Source organism: Nitrobacter sp. CN101 (genome assembly GCF_055390255.1).
Genome location: NZ_AP038833.1, coordinates 2,018,820 through 2,035,040 on the forward strand (window position 1 = coordinate 2,018,820; position 16,221 = coordinate 2,035,040).

Sequence of the window (16,221 nt, forward strand, 5' to 3'; positions counted from 1 at the left end):
CTTAAATCAGGCGGATAATACAAGTATATATGCATACTATACCTGAATTATATACCGTTCTGTGTATGGAAAAACCTGTGACCCGACTAACAATCCCGGATGGGCAATTATCGTTCAAACCGGTCCTTCCATGCCGGCAATGCGTTCGGAAACGGAAGTGCTTTTGCTTCATAGACGCCGCGTGCGATCGCGCGAGCCACCGTGTTGGCTGCGATCATTCCGAGTTCGGTCAATCCGACAAGCGGATCGATTCGCTTGGCTCCGGTGGCGGCAGCGAACACGATATCGCCGTCCAGGGGAGCGTGAACTGGATAAATCGCCCGCGCGAAACCGGTTTGGGCGATGATCGCAAGCCGTCTGGCTTGCGGTTTGGTAAGCACCGCATCGGTGATGACGATGACGAGCGTAGTGTTTTCGCCAGCGTTTGCTGTCCCGCCGCCCTTCAATCGCATCGCCAGCATCTCCGGCGTGAACGACGGCGGCAACCCGCGTCCGCCGTATTCGTCACCGGATTCAAATGGCGCCGCCCAGAACCAGGGGCCGTCTCCGACTGTGACGCAGCCGACCGCGTTCACCACGGCGAGCGCCGCCACCCGCACGCCACTTGGTGTGGCGGCCGAAGCGGAGCCGACGCCGCCCTTCAAATTGGCGGTCGTAGCGCCGAGCCCGGCGCCGGTGCTGCCGAGTGCGAAATCGTTTCCCGCCGCCGCTGCGGCGGCGTAACCGAGATCGCGATAGGGCGCAAAACGACCCCACTGCTTGTCGCCGCCGTTCAAGAGATCGAACACGACCGCGCCAGGCACAATGGGGATGACCGCGTCGCCGATCGCAAAGCCGCGCCGCTGTTCGGCGAGCCAGGCCTGAACGCCGCCGCCGGCCTCGATCCCGAAAGCAGAGCCGCCTGACAGCGCGAGAGCGTCGATCCGCTCCACCGTATTGACCGGGTCGAGCAGGGTGCTGTCGCGCGTACCCGGGCCCCCACCACGCACGTCCATCGCCGCGACGACTGGGGTATCGAAAAGCACCGCCGTGACGCCTGACGCCAACTTCGTGTCGTCTGCGTGGCCGACACGGACCCCGGAAATGTCGGTAAGAAGGTTCTTCATGGTTCGGTCTCGTTTGCGGGCGATGGGAAACGGCCGACCGTCAGATGACGGCACGGGCGAGCCCGGGTCAACCGATCACGCCTGATCACAAATGTCGCGGAAGGAAGCGAAGCCCTTGCATCGTGGCGCGAGGGCAGGGCAAGTAGCCGCATGATTCACGACGTTTCCTTTCCCGCCGCCATGGTCGCGGGCCTTGTCAGCTTCCTGTCGCCCTGCGTTCTTCCGCTGGTGCCGCCTTATTTGATCTATCTCACCGGCACTACCATCGAGCACGTTTCTCACGACGAGACAGTGAAGGCCTCGAAGCGGGCCGTGATGCTCGCCGCGTTGATGTTTGTGTTCGGCTTTTCCACGGTCTTCGTCGCGCTAGGCGCCAGTGCGAGCTTCATCGGCAGCCTGATCCGGGCTTGGTCGGCGCAGTTGTCGATCGTTGCCGGCATCGTCATCATCATCATGGGCCTGCACTTTCTCGGGCTGACGCGAATCGGCTTTTTGATGCGCGAAGGACGGCTCACGGCGCCGAAGCCGGTCGGGTTATGGGGCGCCTATGTGATGGGGCTCGCGTTCGCGTTCGGGTGGACGCCATGTATCGGGCCAATCCTGGCGGCGATCCTGTCGGTGGCGGCGGCGGAGGACACCGTCGTGAAGGGAGCGGGTTTGCTTGCGGTGTATTCGGCCGGGCTCGGCCTTCCGTTTCTGCTGGCGGCATTCATGGTTGAACAGTTTTCTTCGCTGCTCAATCGGATGAAACGTCATCTCGCTAAGATCGAGCGTGGAATTGGCGTACTCATGGTGCTGACCGGCATCGCGTTTCTCACCGGAACGATCTCCAACGCTAGTATCTGGCTGCTGGAGACCTTTCCGGCGTTGCAGAATTTCGGATGATTGGACGAGGCGCCTGACTTTACTCTCTCGCTCGGTAGGATGACGCGCGCAGGTCTTCCCCGCGTTCGCGGGGAACGATGCCAAGGATGAGATGAATGTCGCGGCTCAGATGGCGGGGTCGATCTCGGCATAGTTGCCCTTGTCATCCCATTTGTAGATGACATAGCCCATCTGCTTGATGTCGCCCTTCGCATCGAATTCTAGCTTGCCGAGAATGGTATCCCACGCGCCTGCCTTGATGACTTTCATCACCTTCATAGGATCCGTCGTGCCCGCTTTGGCAGCGCCCTGTGCCCACACCTGCATCGCCGCATAGGTGTAGAGCGTGTAACCTTCCGGATCGACGCCCTTGGCCTTGAATTTCTCGACGATCGCCTTGGCTGTCGGCTTCTTGCGCGGGTCCGGGCCGAAGGTGAACAGAGTGCCCTCGGCAAGAGGGCCGGTAATGGATGCGAACTTCTTGTCGTTCATGGCGTCGCCCGCCATCAGGATGGTCTTGAGGCCCTGATCACGCATCTGGCGCAGGATTAGTCCGGCCTCCTGATAATAGCCGCCGACGAACACAAGATCGATGCTGTCGCGCTTCAGCCGCGAGACGATGGAGTTAAAGTCCTTGTCGCCCTTATTGTAGGACTCGAACATCTTCTCCTGAAATCCGGCCTTGTTCAGCGCCTTCTTGGTCTCGTCGGCGAGGCCCTTGCCGTAGGTGGTCTTGTCGTTAAGGATGGCGATGTTCTTGCCTTTGAAGTTTTCGACGATGTATTCAGCGGCGGCGACGCCTTGCTGGTCGTCGCGGCCGCAGACACGCAGCACGTTCCACAGCTTGCGTTCCGTGAACAGCGGGTTGGTCGAGGCCGGCGTGATCTGCAGTACATTGCCGTCGGCGTAAGCTTCGGAAGCCGGAATGGATGACGACGAGCAGAAATGCCCGGCGACGAACGGAATACCCCGGCTTGCGATTCTTTCTGCGATGGAGCGCGCTTGCTTCGGTTCGCAGGCATCGTCACTGACGAACAGCTTCAGCTTCTTGTTGAGCACGCCACCCGCATCGTTGGCATCGGCGACGAACTGTTCGGCGCCGTTCTGCAACTGGCGGCCGAAGGCGGACTCGCTGCCCGTCATCGGGCCGGCCACCGCCACTGTGATATCCTGGGCGAAGGTCGTGGCCGAAAGCGCCAGCGAGGCGAAAAGGGTCAGACCGATCAGCTTCAATGATTTCATTCGAGCAGTCCTCGCGGCGGATCAGGTGCCATGTTTGCCATTGTGCAGGCATTGTCCGATGATTTGCGGTCGGTGTCATGGACAAATTTCGAGCGCCACTCCGTGACCGCCACTTGGTCTCATCGGTCAGAAGAGCGATTTGGCATGCGCGCCATCGCCCAGCAAACTCGCGCTCACCTCAGGCGTGGCGGCCGCCTTCGAGATAGGCCGCGCGTATTTCCGGTCGTTGCAGCAATTCCATGCCGGCGCCGCTCATCGTGATCAACCCGTTGACCATCACATAGCCGCGATGGGCGAGGCGAAGGGCGTGATTGGCGTTCTGCTCGACGATCAGTACTGTGAGATGGTCCTCGCGGTTCAGCGTATGGATAGCGCTGAAAATCTGCCGGGTGATCAGCGGCGCAAGACCAAGTGAGGGCTCGTCCAGCAACAACAGGCGAGGTCGGCTCATCAGCGCGCGGCCGATTGCCAGCATCTGTTGCTCTCCGCCGGACAGCGTGCCGCCCCGCTGCGACATACGCTCCTGCAAGCGCGGGAACAATCTAAGCACGCGCTCCTGGCTGGCAGCTCGCTCAGCCTTGCTGCCAGGCGTGGCGTCCGCGCCCATCTGCAGGTTCTCCGCGACTGTCATGCGCGGAAAAATGCGCCGTCCCTCCGGGGATTGCGCGATGCGCAACCGGGCCACCTCGTGCGTCGGCATGGAGCTGATGTCCTGGCCTTCGAACAGGATCTGGCCGGCGCGGGCGCGGGGGCGACCGAAGATGGTCATCATCAAAGTCGATTTTCCTGCGCCGTTGGCGCCGATCAACGCGACGATCTCGCCGGCCTTGATGTTGAGATCGATGCCCTTCAGTGCCTCGATCTTGCCATAGGCGGCGTGAAGCCCTTGAATGGCGAGCAGGGGCGTCGAGTCGGCGCTCATACGCCGCCCTCCATGACCGCGGTAGCCGTATCCTCGTCGGCGCCGAGATAGGCCGCGACAACCTTCGGATCGTCGCGCACCGCGCGTGGTGTGCCGTCGGCGATCTTGACGCCGTGGTCGAGCACAACGATGTGGTCGGAGATTTCCATCACCACGCTCATGTCGTGCTCGATCAAAAGGATCGAAGTACCGAAGTCGCTGCGGATCGATAGCAAGAGCTCGCTCAAACTGGCACTCTCGTTGGCATTGAGCCCCGCGGCCGGCTCATCAAGGCAGAGCAGCGCAGGGCCCGTGCACATTGCGCGCGCGATCTCCAGACGGCGCTGGTCGCCATAGGGCAGATTGCCCGCGGCGTCATCGGCGCGTTGCAGCAGGCCAATGCGGTCGAGCCAGTCGCGAGCAGAATTGATCGCCTGCTTCTCCGCGGACCGGAACGACGGAGCGCCGATCAGGCCAAGCAGACCGAAGCCGGACGCCCGCATCAGGGCATTGTGCTGCGCGACCATCAGGTTTTCCAGCGCGGTCATGCCGGGAAACAAGCGGATGTTCTGGAAGGTGCGCGTTACCTTGGCATATTTGCAGATGCGAAAGTTGTGCAGGCGATCGAGCCGGAAGGTCGCACCGTCGTCGTGCACCAGGCGCATGGTGCCTCGCGAGGGCCGATAGAATCCGGTGACGCAGTTGAATACCGTGGTCTTGCCGGCGCCGTTCGGTCCGATCAGCGCAGTGATGTGGCCGCGCTGCGCGGCGAACGACAGTTCGTTGATGGCAAGGATACCTCCGAAGCGCATCATCAGTCCATCGACGGCGAGGATGGGAACAGGCGTCGTCATCCCTGACCTTCCTTCACCAGCGACGACGATATCTCTGTCCGTTTTTGCAGGAACACGGTTGGAGCGCGATGGCTGACCAGACCTCGCGGCCGCCAGACCATCAACAGCACCATGACTCCGCCGAACACCAGCATGCGAAACTGGTCAAGGCCGCGAAACAACTCAAATCCCCCGATCATTGCGATCGCGGCGAGCGCCACGCCGAGTTGCGAGCCCATACCTCCGAGCACGACGATGGCGAGAACCAGTGCCGATTCCTGAAAGGTAAAGGACTCAGGACTGATGAAACCCTGGCGGGTTGCGAAGAACGCGCCCGCAAAGCCGCCGAACATCGCGCCTATGGCGAAGGCCGAGAGTTTCGTCGTGGTGATGTTGATGCCGAGCGCCCGACAGGCGATCTCATCCTCGCGCATCGCTTCCCAGGCACGACCGATAGGTAGCCGTCGCAGGCGGATGGTGACCCAGTTCGTAAGCAGTGCCAGCGCCAGGATAAGGTAGAACAGGAAAACCAGGCGATGCGTTGGCGAGAACGGCACGCCGATCAGCGCCGCGAAACCATCTTCGCCCGGCGTCAGTGGAATGCCGAACACAGTAGGCCGCGGGATGCCGCTGATCCCGTTCGGTCCGCCGGTGAGTTTCTGCCAGTTGAGGATGACAAGCCGGATGATCTCGCCGAACGCCAGCGTAACGATCGCAAGATAGTCGCCGCGAAGCCGCAACACCGGGAAGCCAAGCAGCATGCCCCAGAATGCGGCGAGTAGGCCGGAGACAGGAAACAGCACCCAGAACGCCCACGGGCCGAGTTGCAGGAAATCGATCGCGAGATAGGGATAGGTTTCCATGAAATATGGAAACGGCAGGCCGCTTTGCGCCAGCAGCGCATAAGAATAGGCGCCGACCGCATAGAACGCGACGTAGCCGAGATCGAGTAGTCCGGCGAGACCGACCACGATGTTGAGGCCCCAGCCCAGCATCACATAGGTCAGTACGAGGATCCCAAGGTCGAGCAGGTAGCGCTGATTGTAGAAGATGACCGGCACCAGCAAAGCGAAAATCAGAAGCGCGGGCGTCAGCAGGCGACCCAGCATCGAGAATACACGGCGCACGGTTGCTGGCAGTTCGACACTGCCGGCGGGTCCAATCCAGTGTCTTAGCGTTTCGACAATGATGCTGCCGACGAACACCGCGCCGACTGTGGTCGCGAGTTCGCCGAACCGGGTCCAGTAGGTCAACTGTCCCGAGGAGCCGGATTCTGTACGAATGCCGATCATGAGCGAGAACAGCACCAGCGCCAGGACCGCGCTCACGACCGCTTTCTTCATGACGAAGACGACACCACGATCGCGCGCCGCGGTTTGTTGGCTCAGAGCGGGCGCTGACACGTCCGGGCCGTCAGACTTTTTCGACTTCGGGACGGCCGAGCAGGCCGGTCGGCCTGAAAATCAGGACGACGATCAGGATCGAGAAGGCGGCGACATCCTTGTACTCGATCGAAAAGTAAGCTGACCAAAAGGTCTCGATCAATCCGATCGCGAGACCGCCGAGCATCGCGCCAGGAAGCGAACCTATGCCGCCAAGAACCGCGGCGGTAAATGCCTTGATGCCGGCGACGAAGCCCATGAAGAAATCAACCAGACCATAATACAACAAGTACATCATGCCGGCGACGGCAGCGAGCGCCGCCCCGATCACGAAGGTCATTGAGATGGTGCGATCGACGTTCACGCCGAGCAGCGCCGCCATGGTCTGATCCTGTTCGCACGCGCGCATATCGCGGCCGAAGCGCGTGCGCGACACAATGAAACTGAAGATCGCAAGCAGAACGATGGTGGTAACCACCACCACGATCTGGACGTTGGATAGTTGAACCGCAAAATTTCCGGAATCGTGAAGCGTGTAGCCGCCGGTGATGAGCGGCGGGATGGGCTTAGCCTGTGCGCCTTGCGAAACTTGCGAAAAATTGAAAAGCACGAACGACATGCCGATCGCCGACAAGAGCGGCGCGAGTCGAAACGATTGACGCAGGGGCCTATAGGCAAGGCGCTCGACAACCCAGCCATACACGGCAGTAACGGCCATTGAAACGAGGAGCATAACGAGCAGGATCAGCGGCACGGCGGAGAGGCCCATCGATATCAGGATGAGGAAGGTGATCATCGCGATGAAGCCGCCGATCATGAAGATGTCGCCGTGAGCGAAATTGATCATGCCGACGATGCCGTAAACCATCGTATAGCCGATCGCGATCAGCCCATAGATCGAGCCGAGTACGACGCCATTGATGAGTTGCTGGGCAAAATAGTCCATGCGCTGCCGTGATCTGCGTATCCGAATGCGACTATATTCAGACGCGATGCTAGGCTCCGGCAGCCGGACCGGCGCGTCTTGAATCAATGTCTAACAGTGGGAATCGAGGGCGGCAACCGCGGCAATTTCAGCGGGGCCGGCGGCTGTGTATTTCTCCGGCGCCGCTCGCTCAGCGGAAGCAGCTCGTCGCGGGGGTGGGCGTTAAAAAGGCCAGTCTAACGGCAATTTGGCGGGCAAGCCGGCTGGAAAGCCGTCAAATCATAGTTCCCAGCCCCCCCGAAATCCAATCGATGCGGCCGGATTGTGCCTCCGTTCGCGTCGGCGTTGTCCACAGGGCTGGCGGGCTTGTTAAGGTAAACAAAGGGTTTCCGTTGCGCCGCTCGGTTTACCCGACGTTAATCACCGTCAAGGCCGCGCTGGTTCCCGACGCGGCGGCCACGCGATTAGCGGGATGGCGCATGACCAATTCCTGGCGCATCAGCACCGTCAACGGAGCGTTGCTGGCGCTCTATTTCATTCCTGCCTGGACCTTCGTCACTTTCAAGATCGTGGCGTCGCCGGTGCACGGACTTTACGACCTGGCCAATGTGTCGGTCGCATTGTTTCTCAGCGACCACCTCCATTTCGCGGCGATGGACCTTGTGCGTTTGGCCTGGCTCCTGGCGCTCGGCAAGATGACCGTCGTCGCGTTCTTCGCGGTGTTCCTGGTGATGACCACGCGCGCTTCGGTCCGGAAGTCAGGCAGCTTCGATGAGGTACTAGCGCTCGCGCTCGGCATCGGCAGCCTCATCGCCTTCGCCAGCATGGTGATGGCGTCACGAGTAGGCGAAATGGCCGCGGTGCGCCTGCATGCGACCGAACTGCTATTGCTACTTGGCGGTGCCATCCTGATGGCGGCCGAGCCGCCGTTCCAGCGCGATCCGCCGCCGGTGAGGCAATGGCCTTCGCAGCCGGAAGTCTATCCTTCAACCAATGCCAGTTCCTGAAACGATCGTGCTGGCTTCCTTGACCGCGTGATCGGTTGCAGGGCGTTCATTTGACTACTGCTGCATCAGGAAACCGGCCACTGCCTCTGTGAAAGCGTGTGATTGTTCGACGTTAGAGATATGTGCGGCGTCAAGGATGGTCATGCTGGCGGAGGAAATCTGGCTACGGATGTATTCACCGGCCGCGACAGGCGTCGACAGGTCGTGCCGTCCGGCGATGACGAGCGTAGGGCTTTTAATGCGCGGCAACAACGCGCGCTGATCCAGGGTACTCAACGCCTGACAGCAGGCGATGTAACCTTCCACCGGAGAAGCGCTCAGCATGGCTTTAATTTTCGCCGTGACCTGGGGTTCGCGTTCGCGAAAGCTTGCGGTCAGCCAGCCGCTGATTACGGTGTCGGCGATTGCAGCGAGACCGCCATCCTTCACCGCATTGATGCGGGTGTGCCAATTGGTCGGATCGGGATAGTAGCAATTCGTATTGGCGAGAATGATTCGGTCGAACCGCTCCGGCGCATTTGCTCCGAGCCATTGGCCGACCATGCCGCCCATGGATAGTCCGCACCAGTGTGCTCTCGCGATGTTGAGGTCATCCAGAATTGCCAGCACATCCCGGCCAAAGCGCTCCATCGAATAGGGGCCGGGTGGCGCACCGGACTTGCCGTGGCCGCGCCGGTCATAGCGGACGACTCGGAACAGCTTCGACAGCGTCGCCATCTGCGGCTCCCACATCTGCAGCGTGCAGCCGAGCGCGTTCGACAGCATCAGCGTCGGGCCGCTGTCGCGCCCGTCGACGGAAACATTCAGCAGGCAGCCGTCGGCATCGATCATGGGCATTGTCGGTTCTCCTGCCAGACTCAAGCGTTTTAGTCGGGAGCGATCGGTTTCACCATCGAAAATCGCCACGCTTATGCGTGAGCTCTCCACCGCTGTCCTCTTTCTTTTGCGGCCGTCGTACTCTAAGTCAGGGGTGAGCACTTTCGAACAGTGTGGCGGCCGATCAAGGAGGCAAGCTCATGGCGATGACAATGAGCGGCGAAGTCGAGCTCGCAGCCTCTCGCGATCGTGTATGGGCCAAGCTCAACGATCCCGAGGTCTTGAAAGCTTGCATTCCCGGTTGCGAGGACTTGATCAAGACCGACGCGAACCAATTCCATGCTGTCGCCAAGATGAAAATCGGTCCGGTATCCGCCCGCTTCAAGGGCAAGGTGACTCTTAGCGATCTCGACCCGCCGAACGGATACAAGATTGCAGGTGAGGGGGAGGGCGGCGTCGCCGGATTTGCAAAGGGTGAAGCAACCGTGGTGCTGGTCGATCACAATGGCGGCACACTTCTGAAATACGAAGCCGCGGCGCAGACTGGTGGCAAGCTGGCGCAACTGGGTCAGCGGTTGATCGGCGGTACGGCCAAAAAGCTGGCCGACCAATTCTTCGCGAACCTCGCCGAAGTCGTTCAGGGATAAAGGCGGTTCAGGGATGGGCCTATGATCCGCTTCGGCGTGACCGGCGTTGCCGTGTATGAACCCATTCTCGGCATGGCTCATATCGTGTATTGTAAAGAACGACTTTCCGACGTGCGACCGTAGAGAGTGTCAAATGGCCAAGATTTCGCTGATCGTGAACGGCAGGCCGGCCACTGCAGATATCGATCCCCGCACGCTGCTGGTGCAGTTCCTGCGCGAGAACCTGCACCTCACCGGCACCCATGTCGGATGCGATACCTCGCAGTGCGGCGCTTGCATTGTGCATCTCGATGGGAAAGCGGTGAAGTCATGCACTACGCTGGCGGTGATGGCCGATGGACACGAGATCAAGACCATCGAAGGTCTCGCAGCGGACGGGGGCTCCCTGCATCCGATGCAGGAGGCGTTTCGCGAGCATCACGGCTTGCAATGCGGCTTCTGCACACCGGGTATGATCATGACCGCGATCGATATGGTCCGCCGCAAGGGTTACGATCTTGACGATCGTACCATTCGCGAGGAACTGGAGGGCAACCTCTGCCGCTGCACCGGCTATCAGAATATCGTCACATCGATTGCGGCCGGTGCGATGGCGATGGCCAAATCGGATCTCGCATGAGCTTGGAGTTACACGCCGCGAGACGAGACCAGAGAACCTGAGCGATGTACGAATTCAAGTATCATCGACCGGCGACCTTGCAGCAGGCTGTCAACCTCCTGGCCGAGAGCGAGGACGCCATGTTGATCGCGGGCGGCCACACGCTGGTGCCGGTCATGAAGCAGCGGCTCGCAAGCCCCGCACATCTGATCGATCTTACGCATATCGAAGGTCTTGATAGCATCGAGATGAGGGAGGGCCTGCTGGTGATAGGTGCGACCGCGAAGCACGCCGATGTCGCCGACTCGCCGATCGTGGGCGAGGCTATCCCGGCGCTCGCCGAGCTCGCCGGGATGATCGGCGATCCCGCTGTACGCCACAAGGGTACTATCGGGGGCTCGCTTGCCAACAATGATCCCACCGCGGATTATCCGGCAGCCTGTCTGGCGCTCGGCGCCACCATCGTCACTAATAAGCGCCGTCTGAAATCAGATGACTATTTCCAGGGAATGTTCTCCACCGCGCTGGATGCGGATGAGATCATCATCCAGGTGATGTTTCCGCTGCCGACGAAGGCAGCCTATCAGAAATTTCGCAATCAGGCTTCTCGCTACGCTCTGGTGGGCGTGTTCGTTGCCAGGCGGCCGTCGGATGTGCGTGTCGCTGTTACGGGTGCCGGGGCCGACGGCGTGTTCCGCTTGGCGGCGTTCGAAGAAGCTCTGAAAAAAAGCTTCACATCGAAATCGCTTGAAGGGCTGTGCGTTCCCTCCGACGGCCTCAACAGCGACTTGCACGGCAGCGCGGAATATCGCGCGCATCTGATCGGGGTGCTTGCGCGGCGAGCAGTCGATGGCGCGAACGGTAAGGCATGACATGCGGATGCTCGCCGCGCTGGGCCAGATCTCATGACGACGGTACTGCCATCTTCCGTCGATGCAACGCTCGCTCTGCTGGCGAGGCATGGCTATTTCGCCGAGCGTTCCCTGGCGACTGTCGTGTTTCTTTCGCTGCGCATGGCGCGGCCGCTGTTTGTCGAAGGCGAGGCAGGCGTCGGCAAGACCGAGATCGCGAAAGTGCTATCTGCTGCACTGGGCCGCAGGCTGATTCGGCTGCAATGTTACGAAGGATTGGATGTTGCCTCCGCCGTCTATGAGTGGAACAGCCACGCTCAGATGATTGCAATTCGGCTGGCCGAAGCGGCGGGTGATACCGATCGCGAGCAGCTTTCCAGCGACATCTTTGCCGAGAGATACTTGATCAAACGGCCGTTGCTCCAGGCCCTGGAGCCGGATGTCGGCGGCCCGCCGGTGCTCCTGATCGACGAACTCGATCGCGCCGACGAAGCTTTCGAAGCCTTTCTTCTGGAAATCCTCAGTGATTTCCAGGTGACGATCCCCGAATCCGGCACCGTCAAGGCGGTGACACCGCCGATCGTTATCGTGACTTCGAACAGGACGCGTGAAGTTCATGATGCGTTGAAGCGCCGCTGTCTCTATCACTGGGTGGACTACCCTTCCGCCGAGCGCGAGCTTGCGATCGTCCGGTCACGGGTAGCAGGTATTTCCGCCGCATTGTCGCAACAGGTCGTCGGCTTTGTGCAGGCGCTGCGCAACCGGGATTTCTACAAGAATCCGGGCGTCGCCGAGACCATCGACTGGGCGACGGCGCTGACCGAGCTCGATACCCGTTTGCTGACGCCGCAGGTTGTCGGCGATACCATCGGCGCGCTCTTGAAATATCAGGATGATATCGGCCGGATGCAGGGCGACGCTTTGCAAAACCTATTGAAGGAAGCCGCCAGCAACCAATAAAAGCAGGATTCGCATGGCCATCCATCATCTCGATTCGCCGACTGGCCGTATTGCGGACAACGTTATCGGCTTCGCCCGCACGCTGCGTGCCTCCGGTCTTCCCGTGGGTTCGGCCGCCGTCATCGACGCGCTGAACGCATTGCGCTTGATCGACATCGGCAATCGCGCGGACGTTTTCAGTACGCTTCAGGCGGTTTTGCTGACTCGCCACGAACATGCGCTGATATTCGCCCAAGCCTTCGAGCTTTTTTTTCGTATCGCGGAGCAACGGAACAACATGCTGGACTCGGTCCCGCTGCCGGACCAGGCCAGGAAACCGCCGTCGTCTGCGTCTCGGCGCGTTCTCGAGGCATTGTCGCGGCCTGAGACCACGAGCGAGCGCGGGGCCCAACAGGAGCAGGAGATTGGGCCTTCCGTCTCCGACCGCGAGGTGCTGCAAAGGAAGGATTTCGCCCAGATGAGCGCAGCCGAGATGGCCGAAGTGACGCAGCTGATCGCGAAGATGGAACTGCCGCAAGCCAAGCTGCGCACGCGACGCACCCGGCCCGATTCACGAGGATCGTCGCTGGATCTGCGCCGCACGCTGCGCGGCGGCCTACGCACCGGGGGCGAGATCGTCGATATTCATCGCCTCGGCAGGGCCGGCAAGTCGGCGCCGATCGTAGCCCTGCTCGATATCTCAGGCTCGATGAGCGAATATACGCGACTATTTTTGCATTTTCTCCATGGTCTCATAAATGAGCGCAAGCGCGTTTCGGTCTTTCTGTTCGGAACGCGGTTGACTAATGTGACGCGCGCGTTGCGTGCGCGCGATCCCGACGAGGCGCTGGCCGCTTGTTCCTCGGTGGTGGAGGACTGGGCGGGGGGAACGCGGATCGCGACCTCGCTGCACAACTTCAACAAGCTGTGGGGCCGGCGCGTGCTGGCGCAGGGCGCCATTGTACTGCTGATCACCGACGGGCTGGAGCGGGAATCCGACTCCAAACTAGCGTTCGAGATGGATCGGCTGCACCGATCCTGCCGTCGGTTGATCTGGCTCAACCCGCTATTGCGCTATGACGGCTTTGAGCCCAAGGCGCAAGGAATTAAGATGATGCTGCCGCACGTTGACGAATTTCGCCCGGTGCATAGTTTATCATCCATCGAGGGGCTGGTTGCTGCGCTTTCCCGGGCGTCGAGACCAACGGTCGCGGCCCCTTCGCCCCGCAGCTTGAACGAGTGGCATCATGCTGGATCGCGATGAAGACATTCTGAGGGCGGCGGAAAACTGGAAGAAAGCGGGCAAGGGCGTCGCGCTGGCAACGGTCGTTGAAACCTGGGGCTCCGCACCGCGTCCAGCCGGTTCGAGTCTCGTCATCAACGAAGACGGCACGTTTCTGGGCTCGGTCTCGGGCGGCTGCGTCGAAGGCACCGTGGTGACCGAGGCGCTGGACGTGATCTCCAGTGGGGCGCCCAGGATGCTGGAGTTTGGTGTCGCGGATGAGACCGCGTGGACTGTCGGCCTGTCATGCGGGGGCAGGATCCGCATCTTTGTTGAGAAAGTCGTTTAGTGTCATTGGTGTAAAGTTCTTTCGTTATGATGGGATATGATGGGAGGCCCATCCGGGGACTTCGATCGAAAGGGCACTAGTGGTCCGATTCTAACATTTGGTTCGTGGACTCGCGTGAGGTGGGCACCAAATGTCAAATCCACTCCACTAGTCTTGTAGTGCGAGAGTACCCCTGTTTTCCGAGTTCGAACGGGGGGCTGTGGATGTTTACGATCTCGGTCTCAGGCGTTTGTCGTGAAGCTTGCCACACTTTCAGCGATCAATATCGAGCGGGCCGCGCGGAGGCCGGTGATCGTGGTGACCGATATCGATAATGGCGAGCAGCGCCTTATAAACACCGCTGACATTGCCAGCGATCCTTTGCATATCGAATTGGAACGACATCTGCGTATGGGCAAGAGCGGCACCATTGAAGTCGCGGGCCGGAAGCTGTTTCTGAACGTCTATGCGCCGACCGCCAAGCTTGTGATCGTCGGCGCGGTTCACATCAGTCAGGCGCTGGCGCCGCTGGCGCGTTCGCTCGGCTATGATGTCATCGTGGTCGATCCGCGCTCCGCATTTGCAAGTCCTGAACGGTTTCCGGACGTGACGCTGATCGCCGAATGGCCGGACGTTGCGCTGCCGCCACTTAAGATGGATCATTATACAGCCTTCGTTGCTGTAACTCACGATCCGAAGATCGACGATCCTGCGTTATTGCATGGGCTGAAGTGCGATTGCTTCTATATCGGGGCATTGGGCTCGCGGAAGACCCACGTTCAGCGTGCCCTCCGCCTGAAAGCACAAAACATTTCTAGTGCCGACATCGAGCGCATTCACGCGCCGATCGGCTTGGAGATCGGCGCGATTTCGCCCTCCGAGATCGCCGTGGCCATCATGGCGGAAATCACGGCGCAGCTACGGCTACCGAAAGCGAGCGCGGCATGAAATTTGGTCCCGCTACCCCGGACGATGCCATCGGCGGTGTCACTGTTCACACCCTGCGGCAGGGTACGTTTGTACTCAAGAAGGGCACCATCATTGGGCCAGTGGAGGTCGAGGCGCTCAACAGGGCGGGCGTGAAGGAAGTTGTCGTCGTTCGCCTCGATGAGGGAGATGTATCGGAGGACGAGGCGGCGGCGGATGTCGCGAAAGCGGTTGCCGGCGATGGTGTCACGGTGGAACGGGCGTTTACCGGCCGGGCTAATCTGTTCGCGTCGCGGGCTGGCGTGCTGGTGATCGATCGCGTGGCCGTCAACCGCATCAACAATGTCGACGAAGCGATCACCTTTGCGACGCTTTCGGCCTACAAGCCGGTAGTCCAGGGCGAGATGATCGCCACCGTCAAGCTGATTCCGTTCGGCGTTGAAGCGAAGCTGCGGGATGCCGCGATTGCGGCGGCAGGCGGTGGTGTGTTGCGGGTTGCGCCTTACAGCATCAAGCGTGTTGGCATTGTCTCGACCATGCTCCCTGGCCTTGCGCCGAAGGTGATCGACAAGACATTGCGCGTCACCGCCGAGCGTATCGCGCCAGCGGGTGCGACGATCATCGCCGATCGTCGCGTGACGCATGACCAAACCGTATTGTCGGCGGCGATCACGGAGATACTCGATCTCGGCGCCGAATTGGTTATCGTATTCGGTGCATCCGCGATTGCGGATCGCCGCGATGTCATTCCCGCGGCCCTCACCGATGCGGGCGGCGTGGTCCAACATTTTGGTATGCCGGTCGATCCGGGCAACTTGCTTCTGATCGGAAAAGCGCGTGGCGTGCCGGTGCTGGGTGCCCCGGGTTGCGCGCGGTCTCCCGTTGAGAACGGGTTCGATTGGGTACTGATGCGGCTGCTCGCCGGATTGAAGGTCGCGCGACGTGACCTGACCGGCATGGGAGTCGGCGGCCTGCTGATGGAAATCGTGACGCGACCGCAACCGCGTATCTCGCCTGCGACCGACACCAACAGCAATATTGCAGCGGTGCTCCTCGCCGCAGGGCGATCAACCCGCATGGGCGGCCCCAACAAGCTTTTGGCGGAGCTGAACGGCAAGCCGCTGGTCCGTATCGTGACCGAGCAGGTGCTGGCGTCAAAAGCATCGAGCGTTACGGTCGTAACCGGCCATGAAGCAAGGGAAGTCGAGCGCGCACTGCGGGGGCTCAACGTTACCTTTGTGTACAATCCGGATTTCTCTGCGGGTCTTGCCGGCTCGGTCAGAACCGGTATCAGCACGGTTCCTAAAGAGGCCGGCGGCGCCTTGATCTGTCTCGGCGACATGCCGCTGGTCGATGCGCAACTCCTCGATCGGCTGATCGCAGCGTTTGCTCCGGATCGGGGTATGCTAATAGCCGTCCCTGTCAGCGACGGCAGGCGCGGCAATCCGGTCTTGTGGTCGCGGCGCTTTTTCGGCGAGCTGATGTCGCTCGAAGGTGACGTCGGCGCGTGCCATCTGCTCGCGCGTCACGCCGAGGCGGTGGCGGAAGTCTCAGTCGATGCTCACGGCGCCTTCTTCGACATAGATACGCCTCAAGCATTGGCGGCGGTTCAACGCGGCTGACGATGAGCTCC

General features: G+C 60.8%; 17 protein-coding genes. 10 read left to right on the forward strand and 7 right to left on the reverse strand.

Annotated elements, in window-relative coordinates:
• Window positions 1–107: 107 nt before the first annotated feature.
• On the reverse strand, window positions 108–1,106 hold the full coding sequence (locus ACZ5IL_RS09975; protein WP_464596620.1) for a P1 family peptidase: 999 nt from the start codon (window positions 1,104–1,106) through the stop codon (window positions 108–110).
• Between the two features lie 150 nt (window positions 1,107–1,256).
• Here ACZ5IL_RS09975 and ACZ5IL_RS09980 point away from each other — a divergent pair, with 150 nt between their 5' ends.
• Complete coding sequence (locus ACZ5IL_RS09980) at window positions 1,257–1,991, forward strand: cytochrome c biogenesis CcdA family protein (protein WP_079447254.1); 735 nt, start codon at window positions 1,257–1,259, stop codon at window positions 1,989–1,991.
• Window positions 1,992–2,096: 105 nt separating this feature from the next.
• Here the strand turns inward: ACZ5IL_RS09980 and ACZ5IL_RS09985 are convergent, their stop codons facing one another.
• The 5 genes from ACZ5IL_RS09985 to ACZ5IL_RS10005 form a co-directional block, all read right to left on the reverse strand.
• Entirely contained in the window at window positions 2,097–3,212 is a 1,116-nt protein-coding gene (locus ACZ5IL_RS09985) for a branched-chain amino acid ABC transporter substrate-binding protein (protein WP_464596622.1), read from the reverse strand.
• A gap of 178 nt (window positions 3,213–3,390) precedes the next feature.
• Window positions 3,391–4,134, reverse strand: coding sequence for an ABC transporter ATP-binding protein (locus tag ACZ5IL_RS09990; RefSeq protein WP_464596624.1), 744 nt, complete (start codon window positions 4,132–4,134; stop codon window positions 3,391–3,393).
• Window positions 4,131–4,967, reverse strand: coding sequence for an ABC transporter ATP-binding protein (locus ACZ5IL_RS09995; RefSeq protein ID WP_464596625.1), 837 nt, complete (start codon window positions 4,965–4,967; stop codon window positions 4,131–4,133). The genes ACZ5IL_RS09990 and ACZ5IL_RS09995 overlap by 4 nt, the downstream gene beginning before the upstream one ends.
• On the reverse strand, window positions 4,964–6,289 hold the full coding sequence (locus tag ACZ5IL_RS10000; RefSeq protein WP_464596627.1) for an ABC transporter permease subunit: 1,326 nt from the start codon (window positions 6,287–6,289) through the stop codon (window positions 4,964–4,966). Before ACZ5IL_RS10000 ends, ACZ5IL_RS09995 begins: the two co-directional genes overlap by 4 nt.
• Window positions 6,290–6,359: 70 nt before the next feature.
• Entirely contained in the window at window positions 6,360–7,274 is a 915-nt protein-coding gene (locus ACZ5IL_RS10005; RefSeq protein WP_464596629.1) for an ABC transporter permease subunit, read from the reverse strand.
• Between the two features lie 458 nt (window positions 7,275–7,732).
• Here ACZ5IL_RS10005 and ACZ5IL_RS10010 point away from each other — a divergent pair, with 458 nt between their 5' ends.
• Entirely contained in the window at window positions 7,733–8,260 is a 528-nt protein-coding gene (locus ACZ5IL_RS10010; RefSeq protein ID WP_464596887.1) for a hypothetical protein, read from the forward strand.
• A gap of 54 nt (window positions 8,261–8,314) precedes the next feature.
• Here the strand turns inward: ACZ5IL_RS10010 and pcaD are convergent, their stop codons facing one another.
• The gene (pcaD, locus tag ACZ5IL_RS10015; RefSeq protein WP_464596630.1) at window positions 8,315–9,097 is read right to left on the reverse strand and encodes a 3-oxoadipate enol-lactonase; all 783 of its coding nucleotides are present in this window, start codon (window positions 9,095–9,097) and stop codon (window positions 8,315–8,317) included.
• 179 nt (window positions 9,098–9,276) lie between these two features.
• Here pcaD and ACZ5IL_RS10020 point away from each other — a divergent pair, with 179 nt between their 5' ends.
• The 8 genes from ACZ5IL_RS10020 to ACZ5IL_RS10055 all read left to right on the forward strand — a co-directional run bounded on the left by ACZ5IL_RS10020 (window position 9,277) and on the right by ACZ5IL_RS10055 (window position 16,210).
• Window positions 9,277–9,723, forward strand: coding sequence for a CoxG family protein (locus ACZ5IL_RS10020; protein ID WP_464596632.1), 447 nt, complete (start codon window positions 9,277–9,279; stop codon window positions 9,721–9,723).
• A 133-nt stretch (window positions 9,724–9,856) separates the two neighbouring features.
• Window positions 9,857–10,342: a (2Fe-2S)-binding protein gene (locus ACZ5IL_RS10025; RefSeq protein WP_464596634.1), complete on the forward strand. Its 486-nt coding sequence runs from the start codon at window positions 9,857–9,859 to the stop codon at window positions 10,340–10,342.
• 44 nt (window positions 10,343–10,386) lie between these two features.
• Window positions 10,387–11,193 (forward strand): FAD binding domain-containing protein, encoded by an 807-nt coding sequence (locus ACZ5IL_RS10030; RefSeq protein ID WP_464596635.1) that lies wholly within the window; start codon window positions 10,387–10,389, stop codon window positions 11,191–11,193.
• Between the two features lie 33 nt (window positions 11,194–11,226).
• Complete coding sequence (locus tag ACZ5IL_RS10035; protein ID WP_464596636.1) at window positions 11,227–12,132, forward strand: AAA family ATPase; 906 nt, start codon at window positions 11,227–11,229, stop codon at window positions 12,130–12,132.
• Window positions 12,133–12,145: 13 nt separating this feature from the next.
• Window positions 12,146–13,375 (forward strand): vWA domain-containing protein, encoded by a 1,230-nt coding sequence (locus ACZ5IL_RS10040; protein ID WP_464596637.1) that lies wholly within the window; start codon window positions 12,146–12,148, stop codon window positions 13,373–13,375.
• Window positions 13,359–13,682 carry an XdhC family protein gene (locus tag ACZ5IL_RS10045; RefSeq protein ID WP_464596639.1) on the forward strand — a complete coding sequence of 108 codons (324 nt, stop codon included), beginning with the start codon at window positions 13,359–13,361 and terminating at the stop codon, window positions 13,680–13,682. The genes ACZ5IL_RS10040 and ACZ5IL_RS10045 overlap by 17 nt, the downstream gene beginning before the upstream one ends.
• A 234-nt stretch (window positions 13,683–13,916) precedes the next feature.
• Window positions 13,917–14,609, forward strand: coding sequence for an XdhC family protein (locus ACZ5IL_RS10050; RefSeq protein WP_464596641.1), 693 nt, complete (start codon window positions 13,917–13,919; stop codon window positions 14,607–14,609).
• Window positions 14,606–16,210, forward strand: a complete 1,605-nt coding sequence (locus tag ACZ5IL_RS10055) for an NTP transferase domain-containing protein (RefSeq protein ID WP_464596643.1) — start codon at window positions 14,606–14,608, stop codon at window positions 16,208–16,210. Before ACZ5IL_RS10050 ends, ACZ5IL_RS10055 begins: the two co-directional genes overlap by 4 nt.
• Window positions 16,211–16,221: the final 11 nt, after the last annotated feature.

Excerpts from the sequence above, each read along its gene's own strand:
- ACZ5IL_RS09975 (WP_464596620.1), bottom strand. The coding sequence starts at position 1,106 with ATGAAGAACCTTCTTACCGACATTTCCGGGGTCCGTGTCGGCCACGCA.
- ACZ5IL_RS09980 (WP_079447254.1), top strand. The coding sequence starts at position 1,257 with ATGATTCACGACGTTTCCTTTCCCGCCGCCATGGTCGCGGGCCTTGTC.
- ACZ5IL_RS09985 (WP_464596622.1), bottom strand. The coding sequence starts at position 3,212 with ATGAAATCATTGAAGCTGATCGGTCTGACCCTTTTCGCCTCGCTGGCG.
- ACZ5IL_RS09990 (WP_464596624.1), bottom strand. The coding sequence starts at position 4,134 with ATGAGCGCCGACTCGACGCCCCTGCTCGCCATTCAAGGGCTTCACGCC.
- ACZ5IL_RS09995 (WP_464596625.1), bottom strand. The coding sequence starts at position 4,967 with ATGACGACGCCTGTTCCCATCCTCGCCGTCGATGGACTGATGATGCGC.
- ACZ5IL_RS10000 (WP_464596627.1), bottom strand. The coding sequence starts at position 6,289 with ATGAAGAAAGCGGTCGTGAGCGCGGTCCTGGCGCTGGTGCTGTTCTCG.
- ACZ5IL_RS10005 (WP_464596629.1), bottom strand. The coding sequence starts at position 7,274 with ATGGACTATTTTGCCCAGCAACTCATCAATGGCGTCGTACTCGGCTCG.
- ACZ5IL_RS10010 (WP_464596887.1), top strand. The coding sequence starts at position 7,733 with ATGACCAATTCCTGGCGCATCAGCACCGTCAACGGAGCGTTGCTGGCG.
- pcaD (WP_464596630.1), bottom strand. The coding sequence starts at position 9,097 with ATGCCCATGATCGATGCCGACGGCTGCCTGCTGAATGTTTCCGTCGAC.
- ACZ5IL_RS10020 (WP_464596632.1), top strand. The coding sequence starts at position 9,277 with ATGGCGATGACAATGAGCGGCGAAGTCGAGCTCGCAGCCTCTCGCGAT.
- ACZ5IL_RS10025 (WP_464596634.1), top strand. The coding sequence starts at position 9,857 with ATGGCCAAGATTTCGCTGATCGTGAACGGCAGGCCGGCCACTGCAGAT.
- ACZ5IL_RS10030 (WP_464596635.1), top strand. The coding sequence starts at position 10,387 with ATGTACGAATTCAAGTATCATCGACCGGCGACCTTGCAGCAGGCTGTC.
- ACZ5IL_RS10035 (WP_464596636.1), top strand. The coding sequence starts at position 11,227 with ATGACGACGGTACTGCCATCTTCCGTCGATGCAACGCTCGCTCTGCTG.
- ACZ5IL_RS10040 (WP_464596637.1), top strand. The coding sequence starts at position 12,146 with ATGGCCATCCATCATCTCGATTCGCCGACTGGCCGTATTGCGGACAAC.
- ACZ5IL_RS10045 (WP_464596639.1), top strand. The coding sequence starts at position 13,359 with ATGCTGGATCGCGATGAAGACATTCTGAGGGCGGCGGAAAACTGGAAG.
- ACZ5IL_RS10055 (WP_464596643.1), top strand. The coding sequence starts at position 14,606 with ATGAAATTTGGTCCCGCTACCCCGGACGATGCCATCGGCGGTGTCACT.